Origin of the sequence: Rhodanobacter sp. A1T4 (genome assembly GCF_014207185.1) — a bacterium.
Taxonomy (GTDB): domain Bacteria; phylum Pseudomonadota; class Gammaproteobacteria; order Xanthomonadales; family Rhodanobacteraceae; genus Rhodanobacter.
In genome coordinates, this window is sequence record NZ_JACHCP010000005.1 from 242,654 (window position 1) to 265,546 (window position 22,893).

Sequence of the window (22,893 nt, forward strand, 5' to 3'; positions counted from 1 at the left end):
TGCATCCAGGGATGTCGTCAACAACGGCGCCTTCTCGACTCAGTGTGATTGCGTTATGGCTTTCAACAGCGTGGCGCCGGCGTCGGTGAGGCTGCCGTCGTTGTGGATAATCAGTGCGCCAGGTGGCGCCTGATAGGCATCGCGGCGCGCCAGCCGTTGGGCAATATCCGCATCGCTCTCACGACCGCGCGCCGCCAGGCGTGCAGCGATGGTTTCGCGACTGGCGGTGATCACCACCGGCTGCAACGAAGGAAAGCGTTCACGTGCCTGCGGATAGGCATCGCGCGAACCGTTCACCAATACCTTGGCGCCGCGTTCCAGCCAGTGCTGGATTTCGCGGCCGATGCCGTAGTGCAGCCCATGCGCTTGCCAGGTCAGCGCGAACAGACCGCGCTCTGCACGCAGCAGAAACTCTGCCTCGCTCAGCGCCACATGATTTTCGCCGCCGGCATGCGCCGGTCGGGTGATGTAGCGGTGTGCGCAAAGCACGTCGTGCGAAACGCCATGCGCACGGACCCAGGCAAGCACGCTGTCCTTGCCTGCGCCCGATGGGCCCATCACGTAATACAGGCGTCCTTCATTCACGACGTGTGCCCCATGCCCGACGCGACCAACGGAATCCGTTCGAGCAACTCGAACGCGGCGCCCGGCGTGGCTTCTCGACAGATCGACAACGCATCGATTCGCGTCGGCGGCAGCGCGGCCACTCGCGATTCAAACCACTGGCGCATGGCCTGCTCTTCAGGCTCGCTGGCGGGCGCGGACAAGGTCAGGTGAAAACGATAGCGACCGAGCACGTAGGGGTAGCCATGTTTTTGCAGCAAGGCGAGTTCATCCGCATCGAGACCGGCACTGCGGCGCTCGAGCGCGTCGCCCGCCAGCGGTGTGCACAAGGGTTTCAATACGTCGAGGCAAACCGCGGCCAGCGCGCGTTCCTGACCGCCGTCCATAGTCGGGCGCAGCACAAGAAAATCAGCCAGCCGATCGAGTCGCAACGACAATTCGAACGATCCGAAGGCATGCGCCAGCGCCGTCACGGCGCGACGCACATCGTCATGGGTAACGCCCACTACCGGTGTGAACGGGGCGCGGATCGTCGCATGCCAGCCGTAACGGCGAACATCGGCCAGCAAGGCAGCCCGCCGTTCCGTGCTGACACCCGGCAGAGTGCTCGATGTAGCAAGCCAGTCATGGCCCAGACGCCCCAGTGCAGTGTCGGCGGTGGGGCAGTAGTAAATCGCGTAGCGCATCAGTCGTCGGCCATCAAGACGAGCTGCACCCAGTCACCGGAGAAGCGGGTGATGCCGTACTGCAACGGCACGCCACGCGGATCGGCGTTGATCGACTGCACATGCAGCACGGGTCGCCCTTGCGGTTGCTTCATCAGTCGTGCCGTCGTGGCTTCGGGCAAGCGCGCGGAAACGCGCGTGTGCTTGCGCATGTAATCGTTGATGCCGAACTCATTCAGGGTCTTGGTGACCGACCGTGTGCGCCGATACACCGCCGGCAGGCCGGGAAAGCGTGCCGCCGGGAAGTACGCCGTGCTGTGATCGACGATGTGACCGTCAGCATGACTCAGGGTATCGATGCGATAGACATATTCGTTGCGCCCCAGACCCAGCGCCTCGGCCACCTGCGTCGGCGGAATCTCGCGTGCGTCCTCCAGAAACTCGATTTCAGTGTCCACATTGAGGTTGCGCATGTTCTGGGTGAAGCGAGTGCGCCGGCTGATCGCGTAGTCCAGCGTCTGTTCCTGTACGAAGGTGCCACGCCCCTGCTCGGTGCGCACAAGATTGCGCTGCTCCAATGCAGCCATGGCTCGGCGCACAGTGTGCCGGTTGACCTCGAAACGGGTCGCCAGCTCCTGCGCCGATGGCAACATCTCGCCCTGCCGCAACCGGCCCTTGAGAATGTCTTCAGCCAGGATGTCGCCAATCTGGCTCCATAGCGCCACCCCACGTCCGCGCTCTATTTCGCTCATACGACCTCGCTCACCTGTCTATTCACCGTCATGGCAGCGGCACGCTGATCTGCTGGAATGCACTGCAACGGGACTCCGCGTCCCGGTCTGTATAGATAACTAGACAATTGTGACAAGCCTAGGAACGAACCATGGACACCCCCACCCACCTGGCGCGCGCGCAATGGATGTCATTGCTGGCACAAGCCGAACCGGCCGAACTGGCGACAGCCATGGAAGCGTTTGCGCCACCCGTCGATGCCACCACCTGGCTGCGCCCGCCGCAGACCGGCCTGTACATGCTGCGCGGCCGTGTCGGCGGCACCGGTCCGCAGTTCAATCTCGGCGAGGTCAGCGTGACCCGCTGTAGCGTGCAGATCGGTGAACGCATCGGTCATGCATGGGTACGCGGCAGTAACAGTCGTCACGCCGAACTGGCCGCCTGTGCCGATGCCTTGATGCAGGATGCCGAGCAAGGCCCACGCTTGCAGGTGCAAGTCGTGGAACCCCTGCGCCAATCCCTGAATCGGCGTCGCGAGGCTGCCAGTCGCAAGGCCGCCGCCAGCAAGGTGGAATTCTTTACCGTGGTGCGGGGCGAATGATGCTTGCCGCCTTCGCCCATCCCGTATTCGACAGCCAGCGCAACTTTCGCGAATTGCTGCAGGCCATGGCCCGCCCCATCGCTCCACGCGCCATGCCTGTATTGGCACCCGCGCCCGCGCCGATCCTGCCGGCAAGCATGGCTGCCTTGCTCACCCTGTGCGATGCCGACACGACCCTTTGGCTGCAACAGCCCAATGATGCAGTGGCAATGCATTTGCGCTTCCACGCCGGTGTCCGGTTGGTGCAGGACCCTGCCGATGCGGATTTCGCACTGATCACCGAACCGGCGTCGATGCCGCCGTTGACGATGTTTGCCCATGGCGATCTGCGCTATCCGGACCGTTCGGCCACGCTGATCATGCAAGTCGATGGCTTTCGCGGTAACGCCGGCAAGCGCTTCGCCGGCCCCGGTATCCGCGATGTCGAACAGCTGTTGATCGAAGGCTTGCCAGGCGAGTTCTGGCAACAGCGTGCCGCGATGAGCGCACAGCTGCCATTAGGCGTCGATCTGATCTTTATCTCTGGCCAGCGCATGGTCGCGCTGCCACGCACGACCCGTGTTTTGGAGGATTGAATGTACGTTGCCGTGAAAGGTGGCGAGCAGGCCATTACCCGCTCACTGCAATTGCTCGCCGAAGCACGTCGTGGCGATCTGACCGTACCCGAATTGTCGCTGGATCAGATCCGCGAACAACTGCGACTGGGCGTTGCCCGCGTCATGCAGGAAGGCTCGCTGTACGATGAAGAGCTCGCTGCGCTGGCAATGCGCCAGGCCGCCGGCGACATGCTCGAAGCGATTTTTCTGTTGCGCGCCTATCGCACCACGCTGCCTCGATTTGGTTACACCCAGCCGCTGGATACCAATGCGATGCGCGTACGTCGTCGCGTTTCCGGCACCTTCAAGGATGTCCCTGGCGGCCAGGTGCTCGGCCCGACCTACGACTACACCCAGCGCCTGCTTGAGTTCGAATCGACTGCGCCGACCAGCCCGCTGCAGGCCGAGGCACCGCTGCCAGACACCATGCCACGCGTGCTTGACCTGCTCGATGCCGAAGCATTGATCGAACGCATCGATGCCGGCGTCGATCCCGAACCCATCGACCTCACCCGTGAACCGCTGATGTTTCCGGCCGATCGCGCCACCCGCCTGCAAAACCTCGCGCGTGGTGACGAGGGGTTTCTGCTGGGCATGGCCTATTCCACCCAGCGTGGGTATGCCGAGAGCCATCCGTTCGCCGGCGAAATCCGCATGGGCGAAGTCGACGTTGTGATCTGTCCGGAAGAACTCGGCTTCGCCATCGAAATCGGCTCGATCACCCTGACCGAGTGCCAGATGATCAATCAGTTTCATGGCGGCAACGGCTTGCCGCCGCAGTTCACTCGCGGCTATGGCCTGTGCATGGGCGAAGGCGAACGCAAGGCGATGTCGATGGCACTGGTCGATCGTACACTGCGTTGCGACGAGCTCGGCGAACCTGCGTATGCGCCTGCGCAGAATCAGGAGTTCGTGTTGTCGCATTCGGATAGCGTGGAGGCCTCCGGCTTCGTGCAGCACCTGAAGCTGCCGCACTACGTGGACTTCCAGGCCGAGTTGTCGCTGCTGCGCACGCTGAGCAAACAACACGCACAGCACCTCAACGCCGAAGAAACAGCGGCGCAGGAGACCTCGTCATGACGTCGAACTACAACTTTGCCTTCCTCGACGAGAATACCAAGCGCATGTTGCGCCGCGCCCTGCTCAAGGCGGTGGCCATTCCCGGCTATCAGGTGCCGTTTGGCAGCCGCGAAATGCCACTGCCGTATGGCTGGGGCACCGGCGGCATCCAGCTCACGGCAGCGCTGTTGGGACCGGACGATGTACTGAAGGTGATCGACCAGGGCGCCGACGACACCACCAATGCGGTGAATATCCGCCGCTTCTTTGCCCGCGTGGCCGGAGTGACAACCACTGAGCGCACGACGGAGGCGAGCGTGATCCAGACCCGCCACCGCATTCCTGAAACACCGCTGCGGGAAGATCAGATCCTGGTGTTCCAGGTACCCGAGCCGGAACCGCTGCGCACACTGGAACCACGCGAGGCAGAAACCCGCACCCTGCATGCGCTGGCCGACTACGGATTGATGCACGTGAAGTTGTACGAAGACATCGCCCAGTACGGGCACATTGCCACCAGCTACGACTATCCCGTGCTGGTCGACGGCCGCTTTCTCACTTCGCCGTCGCCGATCCCGAAGTTCGACAATCCCAAGCTCGACCACTCGCCAGCGCTGATGCTGTTTGGCGCAGGTCGTGAGAAGCGGCTGTATGCAATTCCGCCCTACACGAAGGTCGAAAGCCTTGCCTTTGACGATCACCCATTCGAGATCCAGCGCTGGGAGCACCAGTGCGAACTGTGCGGCTCGGATGAAAGCTATCTGGATGAGGTAGTCGTGGACGATCGTGGCTCGCGCATGTTCGTCTGCTCCGACACCGATTACTGCCGCCAGCGTCGCGCGGAGCAAGCCGCATGAGCGCCCTGCTGCAAGTACGTGGATTGAGCCATCACTACGGCCAGCGTATCGGCTGTCAGGACGTGAGCTTCGACCTTCATCCAGGCGAGTTGCTTTGCATCGTCGGCGAGTCGGGCTCGGGTAAATCGACCCTGCTCAAGACTGCCGCGGCACAACTCGCTCCAAGTTCGGGTTCAGTGCGCTACCACCAGCGCGATGGCGACTGGCTGGATCTGGAGGAACTGAGCGAGGCCAACCGCCGGCGCCTGGCTCGTGAGGAATGGGGGTTCGTTACCCAGAATCCTCGCGATGGCCTGCGCCTCAACGTCAGCGCCGGTGCAAACGTGGCCGAACGATTGATGGCCATGGGCATGCGCAATTACGGTCAGCTGCGCGATATCGCCAAAGGCTGGCTGGAACGGGTCGAGATCGATCCGGCGCGGATCGACGATGCGCCGACGGCCTTCTCCGGCGGTATGCAACAACGCCTGCAGATCGCCCGCACCCTGGTCACCCAGCCACGATTGGTGTTCATGGATGAGCCGACAGCGGGCCTCGACGTATCGGTGCAGGCACGCATTCTCGACCTGCTGCGCCGGCTGGTGAACGAACTCGGACTCGCTGCAGTGATGGTCACCCATGATCTCGCCGTGGCGCGTCTGCTGGCCGCACGTACGATGGTGATGCAAGGCGGCCGCGTCGTCGAAACCGGGCTCACCGATCAGATTCTCGACGACCCGCAGCACCCCTATACCCAATTGCTCGTTTCCTCGGTGCTGACCACATGACCGCTTCTGCCATGACCGCCTCCGCCATCGCCGCGCCTCTTGTCACTGCTTTCGCCTCGCCCATGCTCGAACTACGCGGCCTGGGTAAATCGTTCGAACTGCATCATCAGCATGGCGCCCGTCTCGATGTGCTCGATGATGTCGAGCTGACCCTGCACGCCGGCGAATGCGTGGTGCTGTCAGGCCCCTCCGGCGCGGGCAAAAGCAGCTTGCTGCGCGTGATCTATGCGAACTATCGGCCAAGCCGTGGCGCGGTTCGCGTGCGTCACGACGGCGACTGGCTCGATCTCGCCGAGGCCACACCGCATCAAGTGCTGGAGGTACGTCGGCGCACGCTGGGCTACGTCAGCCAGTTTTTACGGGTCATTCCGCGTGTGCCGGCGCTGGACATCGTTGCCGAACCGCTGATCGAAGCGGGTTTGTCCTTGCCCGAAGCGCGGCAACGTGCCGGCGCGCTGCTGCATCGGCTGAATGTCCCCGAGCGCCTATGGCGATTGCCGCCTGGCACGTTCTCTGGCGGCGAACAGCAGCGCGTGAACATCGCCCGCGGCTTGATCGTGTCGCGCCCGCTACTGCTGCTGGATGAGCCGACGGCCTCGCTTGACGCGGACAACCGCAGCGTCGTCGCCGAACTGCTGGAAGAGGCGCGCGAGGCCGGCTCTGCGGTACTCGGCATTTTCCACGACGAGGACATGCGCGACCGCGTCGCAACGCGCCTGTTTCCCATGCATCCTCTCCAGATCGCCTGATCTCAACTCATCGGCTCCTTTTATGAATGATTTCGTTCTGACCAATGCCCGTATCGTGCTCGACGATAGCGTCGTGCACGGCACTTTGATTGCCCGAAATGGCTTTATTCGGCTCGTGGATGAAGGATCGACGCAGGCTCCCGGCGCCATCGATTGCGATGGCGATTACGTGATTCCCGGCCTGATCGAACTGCATACCGATAACCTCGAAAAACACCTGATGCCCCGCGCCGGTGTGATCTGGCCAGCGCTTCCGGCCGTACTTACCCATGACGCGCAAATCGTCGCCTCCGGCATCACCACCGTGTTCGATGCCTTGTCGGTGGGCGACCTGGAAGAGGAAAGCGTGCGCATCGAGACGCTGCGCAGCACCTACGATGCCATCCTCGCCGGCCAGGCCAGCGGCGCACTGCGTGCTGATCACTGGATCCACCTGCGCTGCGAGCTCGCCTACCCGCGACTGCTCGAGGCGCTGGAACCACTGATGAACCACAACAGCGTGCGCCTGCTGTCGTTGATGGATCACACACCGGGACAGCGCCAGTACCGCGACATCCAGCAGTACCGCAAGTACTACAGCAAGAATCACACGACATGGACCGAGGACGAATTCGCCGAGGTCGTGAAGCGTCGTGTCGATCAACAGGCCAGCTATAGCGCGCGTCACGAAAAGGCGGTGCTCGACCTCGTCCGCGGCAGAGACGTCGTACTGGCCAGCCACGACGACACCGATGCGCAGCAAGTGGCGCATGCCCAACGCATTGGCGTGACCATTTCCGAATTTCCCACGACGCAGGTTGCCGCCGATGCCGCCCGCGAGCTCGGCTTGTCCACGGTCATGGGAGCTCCCAACGTGGTGCGTGGTGGCTCGCATTCCGGCAATGTCGCCGCGCTGGAGCTGGCCAAGGCTGATCGTCTCGATCTGCTGTCATCCGATTACGTACCGGCCAGTCTGTTGCATGGCGCCTTCATGCTGCACACCCAGGCAGGCTGGTCCATGCCGCGCGCCGTCGCCACGGTCGCAGGTAATCCGGCAAAGGTGCTCGGTCTCAGCGATCGTGGTCAGCTCAAACCCGGCTATCGTGCGGACGTGGTGCGCATGCGGGCCGTGGATGGCTTACCCATCGTGCGGCATGTCTGGGTTCGCGGTGAACGTTCTTTCTGAGTAGCGCCGGGTATGACCGGCGCAGAACCAAGCGAAGCTGTCACATTGGAACGCTATAGTGCCGCGCACTCTCCAATTAAAACCCCGTCCCAAGCGGGGTTTCTTTTTGCCTGTTGTTTGCGATGCAGGCCATAGAAAGGCACTGGTGATCAGGCGCTCGAACGGCCATCTGCACGTGCCGTGGGATTGATCCACTTGCTCGCACCAGCCCGCTTAGCATTCCGTTTGCCTGGCGAAATATATTTCGAATGCGTATGCGTCTCGTTGCACGTTCAATCATCAATCCATTGTCAAAAATACTTCATTGACCGTCGCTACTTTGAATGAGCTATGTGCGTGCGTTTGACCTTTGCTCAAACCCAATTCGGAGATAACGATGACGAAGATTCTGTCCAGCCGTTTCAACCGTCGGCTTCTGCTGACGGCTTTGACGTTTACCACGCTTGCGGCAAGCAGCATCGCTTGTGCCAATGATTTTTCGCCTGAGCAGAGCTTTCATTTCTGGCCGGGTAACTTGGTGGTCAGTCGCAGTGTCTACGACAACAACGCGAGCAACGTGCAAGTGGGACAGATTCTGCCGATCAACTGCGCAGCGACCACGGGTGGTTGCAGTGCTTCGACGGGTGCGCCGTACGACGGCACCTATCCCTATGTGTGGAACGACGTCTTGTATGACCCTGCGTTCGGTATCACCTCGCGTATCTATCTGGATCAGGTCACGCCCAACGGCTGGTTGATCAACTCGCTGGAAGTGCCTAACAGCGTGCATCCATATTCTCCGGCCGGTCAGCTGGTCACCAGCTTCAGCTCAAAGTCTGAAATTGGTCTGCATCTCTCGCTCAATCACAAGTACCTCACGTTCATGGGCTACGTCGCACCGGTGAATGCGGTGGATGTCTCCAACTCCAATACACCGGGTGCAGTCGATCCAACCAATCCAGTGGGCGAGAATTTCTATCGCGCTGTGGCCACGGTGGATGGCAACGGTAATTTCGATTTCACCGAAACCAATGCATACAGCGGCAACAACGGTCGTCAGGCGATCTTGAACGATCGCCATGGTGCCAACTATTTCTATACCAGCGGCAACGCCGGCGACGGCAGCAATCCGCAGCCCAACGGGGTGATTCTTGGCGCCGGAGCGCAGTTCATTACACCGGCGAATCTGCGCGAAGTGGCACAGAAGCCGGGTACGACCACACCGCTGGCAAGCTTCTCGATCGCAGCGCTCGGCGACAAAGCCGACAAGATCGGCAAGGACGACAACTTCCGCGGCATGACCGTATTCAACGATGTGGTCTATTACACCAAAGGCAGCGGCAGCAACGGTGTCAACACGGTTTACTTCGTCGACACCACAGGCACGGCATGCCCGAAAGGCGTTGGCGTACCGGTCGCCGGCGCGCCGCTTCCCAGCGCGCCGCTGAGCTACAACGCGGCCACGCTTCAGACCACGGGCCTGCCGACCAATATGTGCGTGCTCGCCGGCTTCCCGAGCACGCCAGTAAAGACGGCGACGACGCTAAGCTATCCCTTCGGTGTCTGGTTTGCGGATGCGAACACGCTGTACGTCGCTGACGAAGGTGACGGCTATAGCGGAGGCACCGATCTGTACACGCACGCTGCCGCGCAGGCGACGGCTGGCCTGCAAAAGTGGGTGTTCAACACGACCAGCAAGCGTTGGTCGCTGGCCTATACGCTGCAGACCAATCTTGGCCTGGGTCAGCCCTACGTCGTGCGGAATTATCCAACCGGCAATAATCCCGGCACCAGCCTGCCCTGGGCACCAGCAACCGACGGCCTGCGCAACATCACCGGTCACGTTGATGGCCTTGGCCGCGTAACCATCTGGGCCATCACCTCCACCATCAGTGGTAACGGCGATGTGGGCGCCGATCCGAACCGCCTCGTTGCGATCACAGATGACGTGAAAAACACCAGCGCATCAGTGGCAGCGCAGGAGAAGTTTGTAACGTTGCGTGCTGCGGGCTTCGGCGAAACGCTCCGTGGTGTGTCATTCACACCCGATGCGGAGATTCCCAAGTTCGGCTGGCACTGAGTGATCTTGAGTTGACCGTTTGACGGAGCGCCGATGCCTAACCAGCATCGGTGCTCACACCCAACACGGCGTGTACGCCAAGCGGATGAGTCAGTGCGCGGAGGTCACGACAGCGACTTTTCCCGGGGTATTAAGTAGCCGGGCGCTTTTAATGAAACGCCTTCACCACATTGTTCAGACCAAGGCCCAGCACAGCGATCGCTGCGAGCATGGTCACGGCACGCGCCGGCAGGCGGCGGGCAAAAAGCGCACCGAACGGAGCGGCGGCCACGCCACCGATGATGAGTCCGAGCACGGCCGTGGGCTGGGTGGCGCCGACATGCAGCAGAAACGTGACGCTGGCGGCAGCGCTGATCACGCATTTGGCCAGGTGCGTGGTGCCAACGACGACGCGCGGCCTGGCGCCGCGGGCGATCAGGGTGGTGACGGTCAGGGCGCTCCAGCCACCGCCGGCCGCTGCATCGGCAAAACCTGAAAACAGACCCAGGGCGGGGTGCGTGGTTGGCGCGTCATTGCCGTCGTGGTGTATGCGCTGTCGGACACGCAGCAACAGAAAAATGCTTACGCCGAGCAGGTATGGTGTCAACGCGAGGCGTATCCAGGCTGCCGGCAGGTGGCTAACCAGGTAGGCACCGATCACCGCGCCGATGACGCCGGGAATCACCAGGCCGAGGAACAGGCGTCGCCGCACATTGCCGGCGATCAGGTGGCTGATACCGGATGCGCCGCAAGTGAAGGTTTCCGCGTAGTGCACGCTGGCACTGGCCACCGATGGCGGCAGGCCCAGCGCCAGCAGCATCGCCGCACAGACCACGCCATAAGCCATGCCGATGGCGCCGTCCACGAGTTGGGCGAGCGCACCGACGGCCGCGAAGACAAGAAATTCGGAGAGCGATGACATCGGTATCGCAGCACCTGGCATACATGGTGAGGATCCCGAAGTATCCGCATGAAGCGTTGTCTTGTGAAATAAGCCAAGGGCATATGGTCATGCCGAATGATCCTTTTACCGCAGCCAACGAAATCTTTATGTTTGGGCGTCTAGTCGTATGGACGGCTAAAGGAGAAGATTGTGAAAGCCGCCGTTGTCCCGGGTCTTCCAGCAGGCACGCTCGATGCCGGAAAGCTCGACCAGCTCCATCAGCTGGCCGAGGGCCTGACGCCGGCTGAGCTCTACTGGGTTGCCGCATGGAGCGCCTCACTGGCGGCACAAACCCAGCGTGGTGGCCCCGCCATCACGGCAGCAACCACCCCGGCCAAGAATGCGGCCACGACGCTAACCATCGTCTATGGCAGCCAGACCGGCAACGCCAAGCGACTGGCCGAACAGCTGGCCCGCCGTAGCGAGGCCGCCGGCCTGCCGGTGAAGCTGCTGCGCGCCGATGCCTATCCACAGCGCGAGCTGGCGAAGGAGCGCTATCTGGCCATCGTGATCAGCACCCAGGGCGAGGGCGAGCCGCCGGATGATTCGCGCGGCCTGGTCGAATTCATCCTCGGCAAGCGCGCGCCGAAGCTGCCATCCCTGCAATTTTCGGTGCTCGGGCTGGGCGATTCGAGCTATGCCGAATTCTGCGCGATCGGAAACCAACTCGATGCACGGCTGACTGAGCTGGGCGCGACGCGCTTTGCACCACTGGGCGCCGCCGATGTCGATATCGAGACGGTGGCGACGCCCTGGCTGGAAAAGACGCTGGAGCAGGCACGCGAGCTGCTGAAGACGGCGAGCAGCGTCACACCGCTGCATAGCGTGCAGCGCGTTCAGGACGAAGCTGTCACACAAGCCCTGCACTCGCGCGAACAGCCTTTCCAAGCCACCGTACTGGCGAATCAGCGCATCGTGGCACGTGACAGCGGGCGCGACCTTCGCCATATCGAGCTGTCACTGGAAGGCTCCGGCCTGCAGTATCAACCCGGCGATTCGCTGGGCGTGTGGTCGCACAATCCGCCGGCACTCGTGGCGCAATGGCTCGACGCGCTGGGGCTGGACGGCGGACTCGACGTGACGCACGACGGACGTACCTTGCCGCTGGCGCTGTGGCTGAAGCGCAAACGCGAAATCACCCGGCTCACCCGCGCCTTTATCGTGGCGCTGGCCGCAGTCAGCGGTCACGACGAATTGACCCACGCGCTGGAGCCAGAACATTCGGCCGCGCTGGCCGAACTGCTGAACAACGAACAGCCGATCGATCTGCTGCGCCGCTATCCGACGACCTGGTCAGCGCAGGCACTCGTTGCGGCACTGCGGCCATTGACGCCACGGCTGTATTCGATCGCCTCCAGCCAGGCACAGGTGGGCGAGGAAGTGCATCTGACCCTGGCCGTGGTGGATTACGAAGCACACGGCAGCCGACACTGGGGCGCAGCATCGTCGTTTCTGGCCGCGCTCGACGAAGACGGTGTCGTGCAGGTATTCATCGAATCGAACGATCGCTTCCGGCTGCCGGCCGATGCGTCGCGCGACATCATCATGATCGGCCCCGGCACCGGTGTGGCACCGTTCCGCGCGTTTGTGCAGGAGCGCCAGGAAAGCGCGGCAACCGGGCGCAACTGGCTGTTCTTCGGCAACCGGCATTTTTCACAGGATTTCCTGTACCAGACCGAGTGGCAGGCTGCGCTGAAGAGCGGCGTACTGCACAAGCTCGACCTCGCCTTTTCGCGTGACACGGCCGAAAAAATCTATGTGCAACAGCGCCTGCGTGAACACGGGCGCGAGCTGTATGCCTGGCTGGAGAACGGTGCACACCTCTACGTGTGTGGCGATGCCACGCAGATGGCAAAGGACGTGCACGCCGCCCTACTCGACGTGATCGCCACGCATGGCGGCCACTCTCCCGACGATGCCAACGCATGGCTCGCCGATCTCATGCAACAGGGCCGCTACGCCCGCGACGTGTACTGATATGACGACCACCTCCATCCCGGTTACCGCACCACCGTCCGAATTCGAGCGGGTCAAGGCGAACAGCAACTTTCTGCGCGGCACCATCGTCGAAGGTCTGGCCGATCCGATCACCGGCGCGATCAGCGATGACGACAACAAACTGCTGAAATTCCATGGTAGCTACCTGCAGGACGATCGCGACCTGCGCGACGAGCGACGCAAGCAGAAGCTGGAGCCGGCGTTCACCTTCATGCTGCGTGCGCGCCTGCCCAGTGGCGTGGTGACGCCGGCGCAGTGGCTAGTGTTCGACCAGATCGCACGTGAACATGCCAACGGCACGCTGCGCATCACCACGCGGCAGACGTTTCAATGGCACGGCATCATCAAGCGCAACCTCAAGCCGACCATCGCAGCGATCCACGCGTCACTGGCCGGCACCATCGCGGCCTGCGGCGACGTCGTGCGCAACGTGGTGAGTACGGCCAACCCGATCGAATCGGCCGCGCATGCCGAGGCCTATGCACTGGCGACGATGCTGTCGAACGAGCTGGCGCCGAAGACCCATGCGTATCACGAGATCTGGCTCGACGGCGAAGCTCTGGTCAGCGAACCGAAGCTTGCCAAACCGCCGGTCAAGGATCACGAGCCGCTGTACGGACCAACGTATCTGCCGCGCAAGTTCAAGATCGGCCTGGCGATTCCGCCGCTCAACGATGTCGACGTGTTTGCGCAGGACCTGGGTCTGATCGCCATCATCGAGGGCGGTGCGCTACGCGGTTTCAACGTCGCCATCGGTGGCGGCATGGGCGTGACCCATGGCGATGACTCCACCTACCCACGACTGGGTAGCCTGATTGGTTTCATTACGCCCGATCAGCTGTTGACAGTGGCCGAGGCGGTGGTAACGGTACAGCGCGACTGGGGTAACCGCAGCGAGCGCAAACATGCACGACTGAAATACACACTGGATCATCGCGGGCTGGATGCGTTCAAGGCCGAGATGGAATCGCGCCTGGCCTTTGCGCTGGCGCCAGTGCGCCCTTATAGCTTCGATCACAACGGCGATCGCTACGGCTGGGTACAAGGTCACGATGGTCAGTGGCATCTCACGCTGCATATCGAATCCGGTCGTCTGGCCGACGTCGGCGAGCGTCGCTGGCTGACCGGACTGCGCGAGCTGGCCAAAGTGCACACCGGCGACTTCCGCATGACCTGCAATCAAAACGTGATTGTGGCGAACGTCGCGGCCGGCGATCGTACGCGCATCGACGCGATTGTGCGCGAGCATCATCTGGACGGCTATTTGCAACAGAGCGGCGTCCGTCGCCACGCGGTCGCCTGCGTTGCCCTGCCGACCTGCGGACTGGCAATGGCGGAAAGCGAACGCTATGTACCGGAGCTGCTACCGAAACTCGAGTCTCTGCTCGACCGCCACGGCCTGATTGAAGCACCGATTCTCCTGCGTTTATCCGGCTGCCCGAACGGCTGCTCGCGGCCATACCTGGGCGAGATAGCCCTGGTCGGTCGCGGACCGGGGCGCTATGACCTGCGCCTGGGTGCCGATTTCCGCGGTGAGCGATTGAACCAGGTGTATCGCGAGAACATCGACGAGGCGGCGATCCTCGACGCGCTTGATCCACTGTTCGCACGCTACGCCGCCGAGCGCACCGCCACGGAAGGCTTTGGCGATTTTCTGCTGCGCGCCGCTGTTCTCGCACCGCTGCCGTCGCGGCGCATTGCCTCGCAGGTGGTGGCATGAGCGGGCTGGAACCTTCGTTCGATCTGAATGACCCCGAGGCGCTGCCGCGGATCAACGCGGAACTGGCCACGCTGGGTGCGGAAGAGCGCGTGGCGTGGGCGCTGAAACATACGCCGGGCCCACACGTGCTGTCGTCCAGTTTTGGTGCGCAGGCGGCGGTGTCGCTGCACATGGTGACGCGGCAGCAGCCGGATATTCCGGTGGTGCTGATCGATACCGGCTACCTGTTCACCGAAACCTACCTCTTTGTCGACGAGCTGACCGAGCGGCTTGGACTGAACCTCAAGGTCTACCGTCCGCGCATCGGCATCAGCTGGATGGAGGCGCGCTACGGACGCCTGTGGGAACAGGGCGTCGACGGGCTGGATCGCTACAACCACATTCGCAAAGTCGAGCCCATGCAGCGCGCACTGGATGAGCTCGACGCGCACGGCTGGTTTGCCGGTTTGCGTCGCAACCAGTCACGCAGCCGCGCCGAGATCGACTTTGTCGAACGTCCCGGCGAACGCTGGAAATTTCATCCAATCGCCGACTGGACCGATCGCGACGTCGGCGAGTATCTGAAGAAACACGACCTGCCCTATCACCCGCTATGGGACGAGGGTTACGTGTCGATCGGCGACCGGCATACCAGCCGCCGCTGGGAGCCCGGCATGGAAGCCGAGGACACCCGTTTCTTCGGACTCAAACGCGAGTGTGGCATCCACAAGCTCGCGTAACCGAACCGACCATCGTGACGCGACGGCTTTCTACCCCGACTTTTCTGCTCCATCCGACTGGATACCTTTGCCATGAGTCACACTGCACTTGCCCCGACATCGGACGCCGTTCCGATCGATTCACTCATCGCGCCACACGGCGGCGTGCTGAAAGAACTCTATCTACCGCGCGCTGACGCAGAGGCGCTCAAGCAGCACAGCGCCAGCCTGCCCGGCATCGATCTCAATCCACGCCAACTGTGCGATCTCGAACTGCTGCTGAGCGGTGCGTTCTCGCCACTGGACGGCTTTCTCGGTCAGCGCGACTACGAGTCGGTGGTCGAGCATCTGCGCCTCGCCGACGGCACCTTGTGGCCGATGCCCATCACGCTTGATGTCAGCGAGGCAGTAGCCGCAACGATAACGGCAGGCACAGAAGTGGCGCTGCGCGATAGCCAGGGCGTACCGCTGGCCGTGCTCGAGGTACAGGATATCTACCGACCGGATCGCCTGCACGAAGCGCAGCAGGTTTTCGGCAGCACCGATCGCCTGCATCCGGGCGTCGCCGAACTGCTCGAGCGGACCCAGCCAGTGGCCCTGGGTGGCCGCCTGCGCGGTGTGCAACCACCAGAACACCACGACTTCAGCGAATTGCGCGATACGCCGCGTGCTCTGCGCACGTGGTTCGCGGAAAACGGCTGGAGTCACATCGTCGCGTTCCAAACGCGTAACCCGATGCATCGCGCGCATCGCGAACTGACCCTGCGCGCCGCACAGCAGGTTGGCGCCAAGTTGCTGATCCAACCGGTCGTCGGACTGACCAAACCGGGTGACGTCGATCACTACACCCGCGTGCGCTGCTATCGCGCCTTGCTGCCGCAATATCCGCAGGACAGCGCAAAACTATCGCTGCTGCCGCTGGCGATGCGCATGGGCGGCCCGCGCGAGGCGCTGTGGCACGCGATCATCCGCAAGAATTACGGTGCCAGCCATTTCATCGTCGGCCGCGATCACGCCGGCCCCGGCAACGACGCCAGCGGGCGGCCGTTCTATGGGCCGTTCGATGCACAGCAGTTGCTGACTCAGCATCAGGACGAACTCGGCATCCAGATCGTGCCGTTTCCCGCGATGGTGTACGCGGCCAATCGCGATGAATATCTGCCGTCCACCGAAGTGACGGCCGGCGACGACGTGCGCGATATCTCCGGCACCGAACTACGCCGCCATTTGCACGAAGGCAGCGAGATCCCGGCATGGTTCAGTTTTCCGGAAGTGGTGGATATCCTGCGCGAACGTCATCCAGCGAAGGCGGCGCGCGGTTTCGCGCTGTTCTTCACCGGCCTGTCGGGCTCGGGCAAATCGACCATCGCGCAGGCGGTGATCGCACAGCTGCTGGAACGCACCAGCCGTCCGGTCACCGTGCTCGACGGCGACGAGGTGCGCAAGCATCTGTCACGCGGACTGGGCTTTTCACGCGAGGACCGCTCGGCCAACGTCACCCGCATCGGCTACGTGGCCAGCGAAATCGTGCGGCACGGCGGCATTGCCATCTGCGCGCCGATTGCACCGTTTGCTGATGATCGCGCCACGGTGCGGGCGCTGGTCGAGGCGCACGGCAACTTCGTCGAGATCCACGTTGCCACCGCCATCGAGGTCTGCGAAGCGCGCGATCGCAAGGGCCTGTATGCGCAGGCACGCGCGGGCAAGATTGCCCACTTCACCGGCGTCAGCGATCCCTACGAGGTGCCGGATCGACCCGAACTGCGGGTAGATGGCAACGCGGCGGAGCCGGCGGTGTTGGCCCGGCAGATTCTCGCGCTGCTGCGCAATACGGGATTGATCAACGGCTGATTCTGGCTACTGTCTGCCAGATGACATGCGAGCCGCGGCGACTGGCGCAATGATGGTTATTACGCCAGTCGTTGCGCAAATTGATTGGCAACCATTACCCATGGGTGGCCGTTGGTTGTGACGCAAACCTTTGCGGAAGGCTCTATCAAAAATGATTAGACGTCTGCACGTCTGTTTGAATGGATATGACACAAGCGGCATATCAGACATAACCGCAAGGCATAAGCCAGGCGAAACAAATCATTTGTCTTGCCTTGGCGCGCCTCGTAGCTTGGTCGATCCACTGAGGTTAGTCACCAGGTGACGATGAAGCTGTATCCGCTGTTCGCCGATCTTGCCCACCGCGCTGTGCTGGTGGTGGGCGGTGGTGCCGTGGCCGAACGCAAGATTGCCGCCCTGCTCGATGCGCAAGCACAGATCACCGTGCACGCGATCGAGTTAACGCCGCAGCTGCAGGCCTGGGCCGATGAAGGACGAATCATTCTGCGCAGCGGGCCGTTCGACGATACGTGGCTCGATACGGTCTGGCTGGTCATCGCTGCCACGTCGGACAACGCATTGAACAAGCGCGTCGCCGCGCTAGCCGAGTCGCGACGGATTTTTGTCAATGTGGTGGATGACTCGGCGCTATGCAGCTTCCATGTGCCGGCGGTGATCGACCGCGCGCCACTGACCATCGCCATTTCCAGCGGCGGCGATGCGCCGATGCTGGCGCGGCTACTGCGCGAGCGGCTGGAAACCCTGCTCGATCATTCACTCGGCGCATTGGCGTCACTGGCGGCAAAGCTGCGCAAGCGCATTCGCCTGCGATACCCCGACCTGGCCGGCCGACGGAGCTTCTACGAGGATCTTTTCACTGGCCCAGTGGCAAGACTGCTGCGACAAGGGCAACCGGATCGCGCGCTCGAAGCCGCAGAGCATCTGCTGGCATCGACTCCGGCGCGCGCCGCTGGATCGGTGGTGCTGGTCGGTGCCGGGCCCGGTGATCCCGGCTTGCTGACCCTGCGTGCGCTGCGTGCACTGAACGAAGCGGATGTGATTCTGCATGACCGACTGGTGAGTGCCGAGGTACTGGATCTGGCGCGACGCGATGCCGAGCGCATCGAGGTCGCCAAGCAGGCCGGCAACCACCACACCACGCAGGACGGCATCCATGCGCTGCTGCTCGAACATGCGCGCGCCGGCAAGCGTGTGATTCGCCTCAAGGGCGGCGATCCTTTTGTATTCGGCCGTGGTGGCGAGGAGCTGGAATTTCTGCGCGATCACGGCATTCCTTATGAAGTGGTACCCGGCATCACCGCTGCTGTGGCCTGCGCTGCGTATGCCGGCATACCGCTGACGCATCGCGATCACGCGCAGTCAGTGCGTTTCGTCACCGCGCACTGCCGCTCATCGATGGACACGCTCGATTGGCCAGCGCTGGCGCAGGAGCGACAGACGCTGGCGGTCTATATGGGGGTCGGCGAATTGCCGACGCTGCAGGCCAACTTGATCGCGCACGGCCGAGCCGCGTCGACACCATTCGCACTGATCGAAAACGGCTCGCGCGCCGACCAGCGTGTGGTCACCGGTACGCTGGCGCAGCTGGCCGAGTGGGCAACCACGCATGCCGTGCGCTCGCCCGCGCTGCTGATCCTCGGCGAGGTGGCTGCACTGGCAGAGTCGCTGGCATGGTTTGGTCAGGCACCCCTGGGCGCGGCGGTTGCGTCGATGCGTGGCAAAGCGCCGATCAAAACGCTCCCGGCCCCGGAGCGGCGCATGGGCGGAAACCTGCTGAGTGCGATTCATCATCGATAACGAAAACGTTCGCCAAGGCGAGCGATGATTCCTACCCCCTATCCATCCACCGGAGTCACCATGATCTACGAAAGCATTCTCGACACGATCGGCAACACACCGGTGGTGAAGCTGCACCGACTGGCACCCAAGCATGTCGAGATCTATGTCAAGGTGGAGGCGTTCAACCCGGCTGGTTCGGTGAAGGATCGGCTCGCCCTGGCGATCATTCTCGATGCCGAAAAACGCGGTGTGCTGACACCGGGCCAGACCGTGGTGGAAGCCACCTCTGGCAATACCGGCGTCGCCCTGGCCGCCGTCTGTGCGGCTCGCGGCTATCCGTTTGTGGCGGTGATGACCGAAACATTCTCGATAGAGCGGCGCAAGCTGATCCGCGCCTATGGCGGCAAGGTGCTGCTGACGCCGGCCGCCGAACGTGGCACCGGCATGGTACGCAAGGCAGCCGAGCTGGCGCAGAAGCACGGCTGGTTTCTTGCCAATCAATTCGACAATCCGGCCAACCCCGCCTACCACCGCAATACCACCGCGCCGGAAATCCTGCGCGATTTCGCCGGTCGCCGGTTGGATTATTTCGTCAGCGGCTGGGGCACCGGCGGCACGATCACCGGCGTGGGTGAGGTACTCAAGCTAGCCCGACCGGACGTAAAAATTATTGCCACCGAACCGGCCGGCGCCGCGCTGCTGTCCGGCAAGGAATGGCAGCCGCACAAGATCCAGGGCTGGACGCCGGACTTTCTGCCGGGCGTGCTGAACCGCGAGATTGCCGAGCGTATCGTGCCGGTCGATGACGTGCTGGCGCGCGACACCGCACGCGCGCTGGCGCAGAAGGAGGGCATCTTTGTCGGCATCTCGGCAGGAGCCACGCTGGCCGCTGCGCTTGAAGTCGCCCGCAATGCGCCGGACGGTTCGGTACTGCTGACGATGCTGCCGGATACCGGTGAACGCTATCTGTCGACGTTCCTGTTCGAAGGCGTCAACGAAGGCTCGGACGAGATCGCCTGAATACCCTGCCTGTGTTCGATGAGCATAGGCATCGACGATAAAAAACGGACGCCGAGGCGTCCGTTTTTTGTTGCGACTTCCGTCGAAGTCAGAGCGAGTAATACATCTGGAACTCGACCGGGTGCGTGCTGGCACGGTAGCGGGTGACTTCCTTCATCTTCAACTCGATATAGGCATCGAGGAAGTCGTCGGTAAACACGCCGCCGGCCTTGAGGAAATCGCGATCCTTGTCGAGCGCTTCCAGTGCCTGATCGAGGCTGGAGCAAACTTGCGGGATGTTCTTCTCTTCTTCCGGCGGCAGGTCGTACAGATCCTTGTCGGCCGGGGCACCCGGGTCGATCTTGTTGATGATGCCGTCGAGGCCGGCCATCATCAGCGCGGTGAACACTAGGTAGCCCGACTGCATCGGGTCGGGGAAGCGCACCTCGATGCGGCGACCCTTCGGGCTGGCCACGTACGGGATGCGGCAGCTGGCCGAACGGTTACGTGCCGAATAGGCCAGCATCACCGGCGCTTCGAAGCCTGGCACCAGACGCTTGTAGCTGTTGGTGGTGGAGTTGGAGAACGCGTTGATCGCCTTGGCATGCTTGAAGATGCCACCGATGTACCACAGCGCGGTCTGCGACAGGCCGCCGTAAAGGTCACCGGCAAACAGGTTCTCGCCGCCTTTGCTGAGCGACTGATGCACGTGCATGCCGCTGCCGTTGTCGCCGACGATCGGCTTGGGCATGAAGGTAACGGTCTTGCCGTTCTGATGCGCGACGTTCTTCACCACGTACTTCATGGTGATCAGCTCATCGGCCTTCTTGACCAGCGTGTTGAACTTGACGCCGATCTCGCACTGACCGGCGTTGGCCACTTCGTGGTGATGCACTTCGACGGTTTGACCGAGCGACTCCAGCACCTTGCACATGTCGGCGCGCAGATCGCCCAGCGAATCGACCGGGCTGACCGGAAAGTAGCCGCCCTTGATGCCGGGGCGATGGCCGGTGTTGTCGCCGTCGTACTTGTACTTGGAGCTCCACGCGGCTTCCTGCGAGGTGATCTCGTAGAAGGCATGCCCCATGTCGTTCTGCCAACGCACCGAATCGAAGATGAAGAATTCGGGTTCCGGCCCAAAGAAGGCCGTGTCGGCGATGCCGGTGGATTTGAGAAACGCCTCACCGCGCTTGGCAATGGAACGTGGGTCGCGGCCATAGGCCTGCATGGTCGACGGCTCGAGCACGTCGCAATGCAGAACCAGCTGGGTGTGTGCGCTGAACGGATCGAGATAGGCAGTCTCCGGATCGGGCAACAGGACCATGTCCGACTCGTTGATGCCTTTCCAGCCGGAAATCGACGAACCGTCGAACATCTTGCCGTCTTCGAACGTCGAATCGTCGATCGCGTGGGCGGGAAAGCTGACGTGATGGTGGACACCGAGGATGTCGGCGAAGCGGAAGTCGACGAACTCGACCTCGTGTTCCTGAATTAGATCGAGCACTTTCTTGGCGGACATACGAACAACCTCGGATGGTGAGTGACAGGCAGCTTTAGCAAGCGTCATGCCATGGCGTGAAACCGCGATTTCATCCGCAGTTGCGCCATTGGCGACGGCTGCAGCGTGACGTATCGCATCATACACGGGCAATTCTGCACGTTATTTGCACCATTATGAAGCAATGCGGTATGGCAGACCCAGGCCGAGCAGGCGTGAACCTGCCATACCGATATGTCGGATAGGTTAAGCCTCGTATGCGCTCTCGCCATGCGAGCTGATATCCAGACCTTCGCGCTCGGCTTCTGGGCTGACGCGTAGTCCGAAGATCAGCTTCACGATCAGGTAGACGATCACTGACACTACGCTGCTCCACACTAGCGTGATCGACACGCCGAGCGCCTGCACACCCAACTGCTGGGCAATCGTGGTGTTGCCGGTACCGAAGCCGGTACCGCCGAGCACCGGTGCGCTGAACACGCCGGTGAGCAAGGCGCCGACGATGCCGCCGATACCATGGACACCGAACACATCGAGCGCGTCGTCGGCCTTGAGAATCTTCTTCAGTCCGGTCACGCCCCACACGCAGAAGACGCTCGCCAGCGCACCAATCACCAGCGAGCCCATCGGACCCACCGTGCCGCAAGCCGGAGTAATGGCGACCAGGCCGGCAACAGCGCCGGAAGCACCACCGACCATCGACGGCTTGCCTCTTTTGACGACTTCGACAAGTAGCCACGACAGCACCGCAGCCGCTGTTGCAAGCAAGGTGTTGATGAAGGCCAGGGCGGCACCGCTGTTGGCTTCCAGATTGGAGCCAGCATTGAAGCCGAACCAGCCCACCCAGAGCAGGGCCGCGCCGACCATGGTGAAAGTCACGTTGTGCGGCTTCATCGACTCTTTGCCCAGGCCCAGTCGCGGACCCACCATGTAGGCACCGACCAGACCGGCGATACCGGCATTGATGTGCACCACGGTGCCGCCGGCAAAGTCCAGCGCGCCCTTGGCGAACATGAAGCCGTCAGGCCCGAACCAGACCATGTGCGCGATCGGTAGATAGGCAAAGGTGAACCACAGTGCGGTAAACGCCAGCACGGCGCGGAAGCGCATGCGTTCGGCGAACGAGCCGACGATCAGTGCACCCGTGATTCCGGCGAAGGTGGACTGGAACACGATGAACACGTACTCAGGCAGCGACACGTTGGCGGTGAACGTGGCCGACAGCGTGTCCTTGGTCACCCCGTGCAGGAACACCTTGCTGAAGCCGCCAATGAACGCGTTGCCCTCGGTGAACGCCAGGCTGTAGCCATAGATGACCCACAGCACCAGGATCATCGAGAACACCGTCATCACCTGCATCAGCACTGACAGCACGTTCTTTGCACGCACCAGGCCGCCGTAGAAAAGTGCCAGGCCCGGCACCGTCATCAGCAACACCAGCAAGGTCGAGGTAAGCATCCAGGCCACGTCGCCCTTGTCGACCACCTGGACCACGGGTGCTGCAGCGAAAGCAGAAGGTGCCAGCAGGAGCAGACACAAGAACACGAATGACGCTATACACCCCGGCAGGCTGCGCGAGTGGCGGATCAACAGAAGCTGTTTCATGGAAACCTC

At 62.4% G+C, this 22,893-nt stretch carries 20 protein-coding genes; 14 read left to right on the forward strand and 6 right to left on the reverse strand.

Going from position 1 to position 22,893, the window contains the following annotated elements:
• Positions 1–39: 39 nt before the first annotated feature.
• From phnN to phnF, 3 genes are read right to left on the reverse strand one after another with little or no spacing between them, the layout of a single operon-like run.
• Positions 40–585, reverse strand: a complete 546-nt coding sequence (phnN, locus tag HDE80_RS11895) for a phosphonate metabolism protein/1,5-bisphosphokinase (PRPP-forming) PhnN (protein ID WP_221437541.1) — start codon at positions 583–585, stop codon at positions 40–42.
• Positions 582–1,250, reverse strand: a complete 669-nt coding sequence (locus HDE80_RS11900; protein WP_184671119.1) for a DUF1045 domain-containing protein — start codon at positions 1,248–1,250, stop codon at positions 582–584. Before HDE80_RS11900 ends, phnN begins: the two co-directional genes overlap by 4 nt.
• A complete protein-coding gene (phnF, locus tag HDE80_RS11905) occupies positions 1,250–1,981 on the reverse strand; it encodes a phosphonate metabolism transcriptional regulator PhnF (RefSeq protein ID WP_184671121.1) in 732 nt (243 codons plus the stop codon). The genes HDE80_RS11900 and phnF overlap by 1 nt, the downstream gene beginning before the upstream one ends.
• Before the next feature lie 131 nt (positions 1,982–2,112).
• Between phnF and phnG the strand changes: the two genes are divergently transcribed.
• The 8 genes from phnG (at position 2,113) to HDE80_RS11945 (ending at position 9,814) form a co-directional block, all read left to right on the forward strand.
• Positions 2,113–2,562 (forward strand): phosphonate C-P lyase system protein PhnG, encoded by a 450-nt coding sequence (gene phnG, locus HDE80_RS11910; protein ID WP_184671123.1) that lies wholly within the window; start codon positions 2,113–2,115, stop codon positions 2,560–2,562.
• Positions 2,562–3,137 (forward strand): phosphonate C-P lyase system protein PhnH, encoded by a 576-nt coding sequence (gene phnH / locus HDE80_RS11915; RefSeq protein WP_184671125.1) that lies wholly within the window; start codon positions 2,562–2,564, stop codon positions 3,135–3,137. The genes phnG and phnH overlap by 1 nt, the downstream gene beginning before the upstream one ends.
• Positions 3,138–4,238, forward strand: a complete 1,101-nt coding sequence (locus HDE80_RS11920; protein ID WP_184671127.1) for a carbon-phosphorus lyase complex subunit PhnI — start codon at positions 3,138–3,140, stop codon at positions 4,236–4,238.
• The gene (locus HDE80_RS11925; RefSeq protein WP_184671129.1) at positions 4,235–5,074 is read left to right on the forward strand and encodes an alpha-D-ribose 1-methylphosphonate 5-phosphate C-P-lyase PhnJ; all 840 of its coding nucleotides are present in this window, start codon (positions 4,235–4,237) and stop codon (positions 5,072–5,074) included. The genes HDE80_RS11920 and HDE80_RS11925 overlap by 4 nt, the downstream gene beginning before the upstream one ends.
• Positions 5,071–5,841, forward strand: a complete 771-nt coding sequence (phnK, locus tag HDE80_RS11930) for a phosphonate C-P lyase system protein PhnK (RefSeq protein ID WP_184600053.1) — start codon at positions 5,071–5,073, stop codon at positions 5,839–5,841. The genes HDE80_RS11925 and phnK overlap by 4 nt, the downstream gene beginning before the upstream one ends.
• Positions 5,838–6,590: a phosphonate C-P lyase system protein PhnL gene (gene phnL, locus HDE80_RS11935; protein WP_221437542.1), complete on the forward strand. Its 753-nt coding sequence runs from the start codon at positions 5,838–5,840 to the stop codon at positions 6,588–6,590. The genes phnK and phnL overlap by 4 nt, the downstream gene beginning before the upstream one ends.
• Before the next feature lie 22 nt (positions 6,591–6,612).
• Entirely contained in the window at positions 6,613–7,755 is a 1,143-nt protein-coding gene (locus HDE80_RS11940; RefSeq protein ID WP_184600052.1) for an alpha-D-ribose 1-methylphosphonate 5-triphosphate diphosphatase, read from the forward strand.
• 376 nt (positions 7,756–8,131) lie between these two features.
• Positions 8,132–9,814, forward strand: a complete 1,683-nt coding sequence (locus tag HDE80_RS11945; RefSeq protein WP_184671130.1) for a hypothetical protein — start codon at positions 8,132–8,134, stop codon at positions 9,812–9,814.
• A 148-nt stretch (positions 9,815–9,962) separates the two neighbouring features.
• On the opposite strand, the gene HDE80_RS11950 is transcribed toward HDE80_RS11945, so the two are convergent.
• On the reverse strand, positions 9,963–10,715 hold the full coding sequence (locus tag HDE80_RS11950; protein ID WP_184671132.1) for a sulfite exporter TauE/SafE family protein: 753 nt from the start codon (positions 10,713–10,715) through the stop codon (positions 9,963–9,965).
• A 171-nt stretch (positions 10,716–10,886) separates the two neighbouring features.
• Here HDE80_RS11950 and HDE80_RS11955 point away from each other — a divergent pair, with 171 nt between their 5' ends.
• From HDE80_RS11955 to cysK, 6 genes are all read left to right on the forward strand, one after another.
• On the forward strand, positions 10,887–12,713 hold the full coding sequence (locus HDE80_RS11955) for an assimilatory sulfite reductase (NADPH) flavoprotein subunit (protein ID WP_184671134.1): 1,827 nt from the start codon (positions 10,887–10,889) through the stop codon (positions 12,711–12,713).
• 1 nt (position 12,714) lies between these two features.
• The gene (cysI, locus tag HDE80_RS11960; RefSeq protein ID WP_184671136.1) at positions 12,715–14,454 is read left to right on the forward strand and encodes an assimilatory sulfite reductase (NADPH) hemoprotein subunit; all 1,740 of its coding nucleotides are present in this window, start codon (positions 12,715–12,717) and stop codon (positions 14,452–14,454) included.
• Positions 14,451–15,173 (forward strand): phosphoadenylyl-sulfate reductase, encoded by a 723-nt coding sequence (locus HDE80_RS11965; RefSeq protein ID WP_184671138.1) that lies wholly within the window; start codon positions 14,451–14,453, stop codon positions 15,171–15,173. Before cysI ends, HDE80_RS11965 begins: the two co-directional genes overlap by 4 nt.
• Positions 15,174–15,245: 72 nt before the next feature.
• On the forward strand, positions 15,246–17,003 hold the full coding sequence (locus tag HDE80_RS11970) for a bifunctional sulfate adenylyltransferase/adenylylsulfate kinase (protein ID WP_184671140.1): 1,758 nt from the start codon (positions 15,246–15,248) through the stop codon (positions 17,001–17,003).
• A gap of 306 nt (positions 17,004–17,309) precedes the next feature.
• On the forward strand, positions 17,310–18,800 hold the full coding sequence (gene cysG, locus HDE80_RS11975; protein ID WP_184671142.1) for a siroheme synthase CysG: 1,491 nt from the start codon (positions 17,310–17,312) through the stop codon (positions 18,798–18,800).
• A gap of 60 nt (positions 18,801–18,860) precedes the next feature.
• Entirely contained in the window at positions 18,861–19,802 is a 942-nt protein-coding gene (gene cysK, locus HDE80_RS11980; protein WP_184671144.1) for a cysteine synthase A, read from the forward strand.
• An 88-nt stretch (positions 19,803–19,890) separates the two neighbouring features.
• On the opposite strand, the gene glnA is transcribed toward cysK, so the two are convergent.
• Positions 19,891–21,300, reverse strand: a complete 1,410-nt coding sequence (gene glnA, locus HDE80_RS11985) for a type I glutamate--ammonia ligase (protein WP_184671145.1) — start codon at positions 21,298–21,300, stop codon at positions 19,891–19,893.
• Between the two features lie 225 nt (positions 21,301–21,525).
• Positions 21,526–22,884 carry an ammonium transporter gene (locus HDE80_RS11990; RefSeq protein ID WP_184671147.1) on the reverse strand — a complete coding sequence of 453 codons (1,359 nt, stop codon included), beginning with the start codon at positions 22,882–22,884 and terminating at the stop codon, positions 21,526–21,528.
• Positions 22,885–22,893 lie beyond the last annotated feature (9 nt).

Excerpts from the sequence above, each read along its gene's own strand:
- HDE80_RS11900 (WP_184671119.1), bottom strand. The coding sequence starts at position 1,250 with ATGCGCTACGCGATTTACTACTGCCCCACCGCCGACACTGCACTGGGG.
- phnF (WP_184671121.1), bottom strand. The coding sequence starts at position 1,981 with ATGAGCGAAATAGAGCGCGGACGTGGGGTGGCGCTATGGAGCCAGATT.
- phnG (WP_184671123.1), top strand. The coding sequence starts at position 2,113 with ATGGACACCCCCACCCACCTGGCGCGCGCGCAATGGATGTCATTGCTG.
- phnH (WP_184671125.1), top strand. The coding sequence starts at position 2,562 with ATGCTTGCCGCCTTCGCCCATCCCGTATTCGACAGCCAGCGCAACTTT.
- HDE80_RS11920 (WP_184671127.1), top strand. The coding sequence starts at position 3,138 with ATGTACGTTGCCGTGAAAGGTGGCGAGCAGGCCATTACCCGCTCACTG.
- HDE80_RS11925 (WP_184671129.1), top strand. The coding sequence starts at position 4,235 with ATGACGTCGAACTACAACTTTGCCTTCCTCGACGAGAATACCAAGCGC.
- phnK (WP_184600053.1), top strand. The coding sequence starts at position 5,071 with ATGAGCGCCCTGCTGCAAGTACGTGGATTGAGCCATCACTACGGCCAG.
- phnL (WP_221437542.1), top strand. The coding sequence starts at position 5,838 with ATGACCGCTTCTGCCATGACCGCCTCCGCCATCGCCGCGCCTCTTGTC.
- HDE80_RS11940 (WP_184600052.1), top strand. The coding sequence starts at position 6,613 with ATGAATGATTTCGTTCTGACCAATGCCCGTATCGTGCTCGACGATAGC.
- HDE80_RS11945 (WP_184671130.1), top strand. The coding sequence starts at position 8,132 with ATGACGAAGATTCTGTCCAGCCGTTTCAACCGTCGGCTTCTGCTGACG.
- HDE80_RS11950 (WP_184671132.1), bottom strand. The coding sequence starts at position 10,715 with ATGTCATCGCTCTCCGAATTTCTTGTCTTCGCGGCCGTCGGTGCGCTC.
- cysI (WP_184671136.1), top strand. The coding sequence starts at position 12,715 with ATGACGACCACCTCCATCCCGGTTACCGCACCACCGTCCGAATTCGAG.
- HDE80_RS11965 (WP_184671138.1), top strand. The coding sequence starts at position 14,451 with ATGAGCGGGCTGGAACCTTCGTTCGATCTGAATGACCCCGAGGCGCTG.
- HDE80_RS11970 (WP_184671140.1), top strand. The coding sequence starts at position 15,246 with ATGAGTCACACTGCACTTGCCCCGACATCGGACGCCGTTCCGATCGAT.
- cysG (WP_184671142.1), top strand. The coding sequence starts at position 17,310 with ATGAAGCTGTATCCGCTGTTCGCCGATCTTGCCCACCGCGCTGTGCTG.
- cysK (WP_184671144.1), top strand. The coding sequence starts at position 18,861 with ATGATCTACGAAAGCATTCTCGACACGATCGGCAACACACCGGTGGTG.
- glnA (WP_184671145.1), bottom strand. The coding sequence starts at position 21,300 with ATGTCCGCCAAGAAAGTGCTCGATCTAATTCAGGAACACGAGGTCGAG.
- HDE80_RS11990 (WP_184671147.1), bottom strand. The coding sequence starts at position 22,884 with ATGAAACAGCTTCTGTTGATCCGCCACTCGCGCAGCCTGCCGGGGTGT.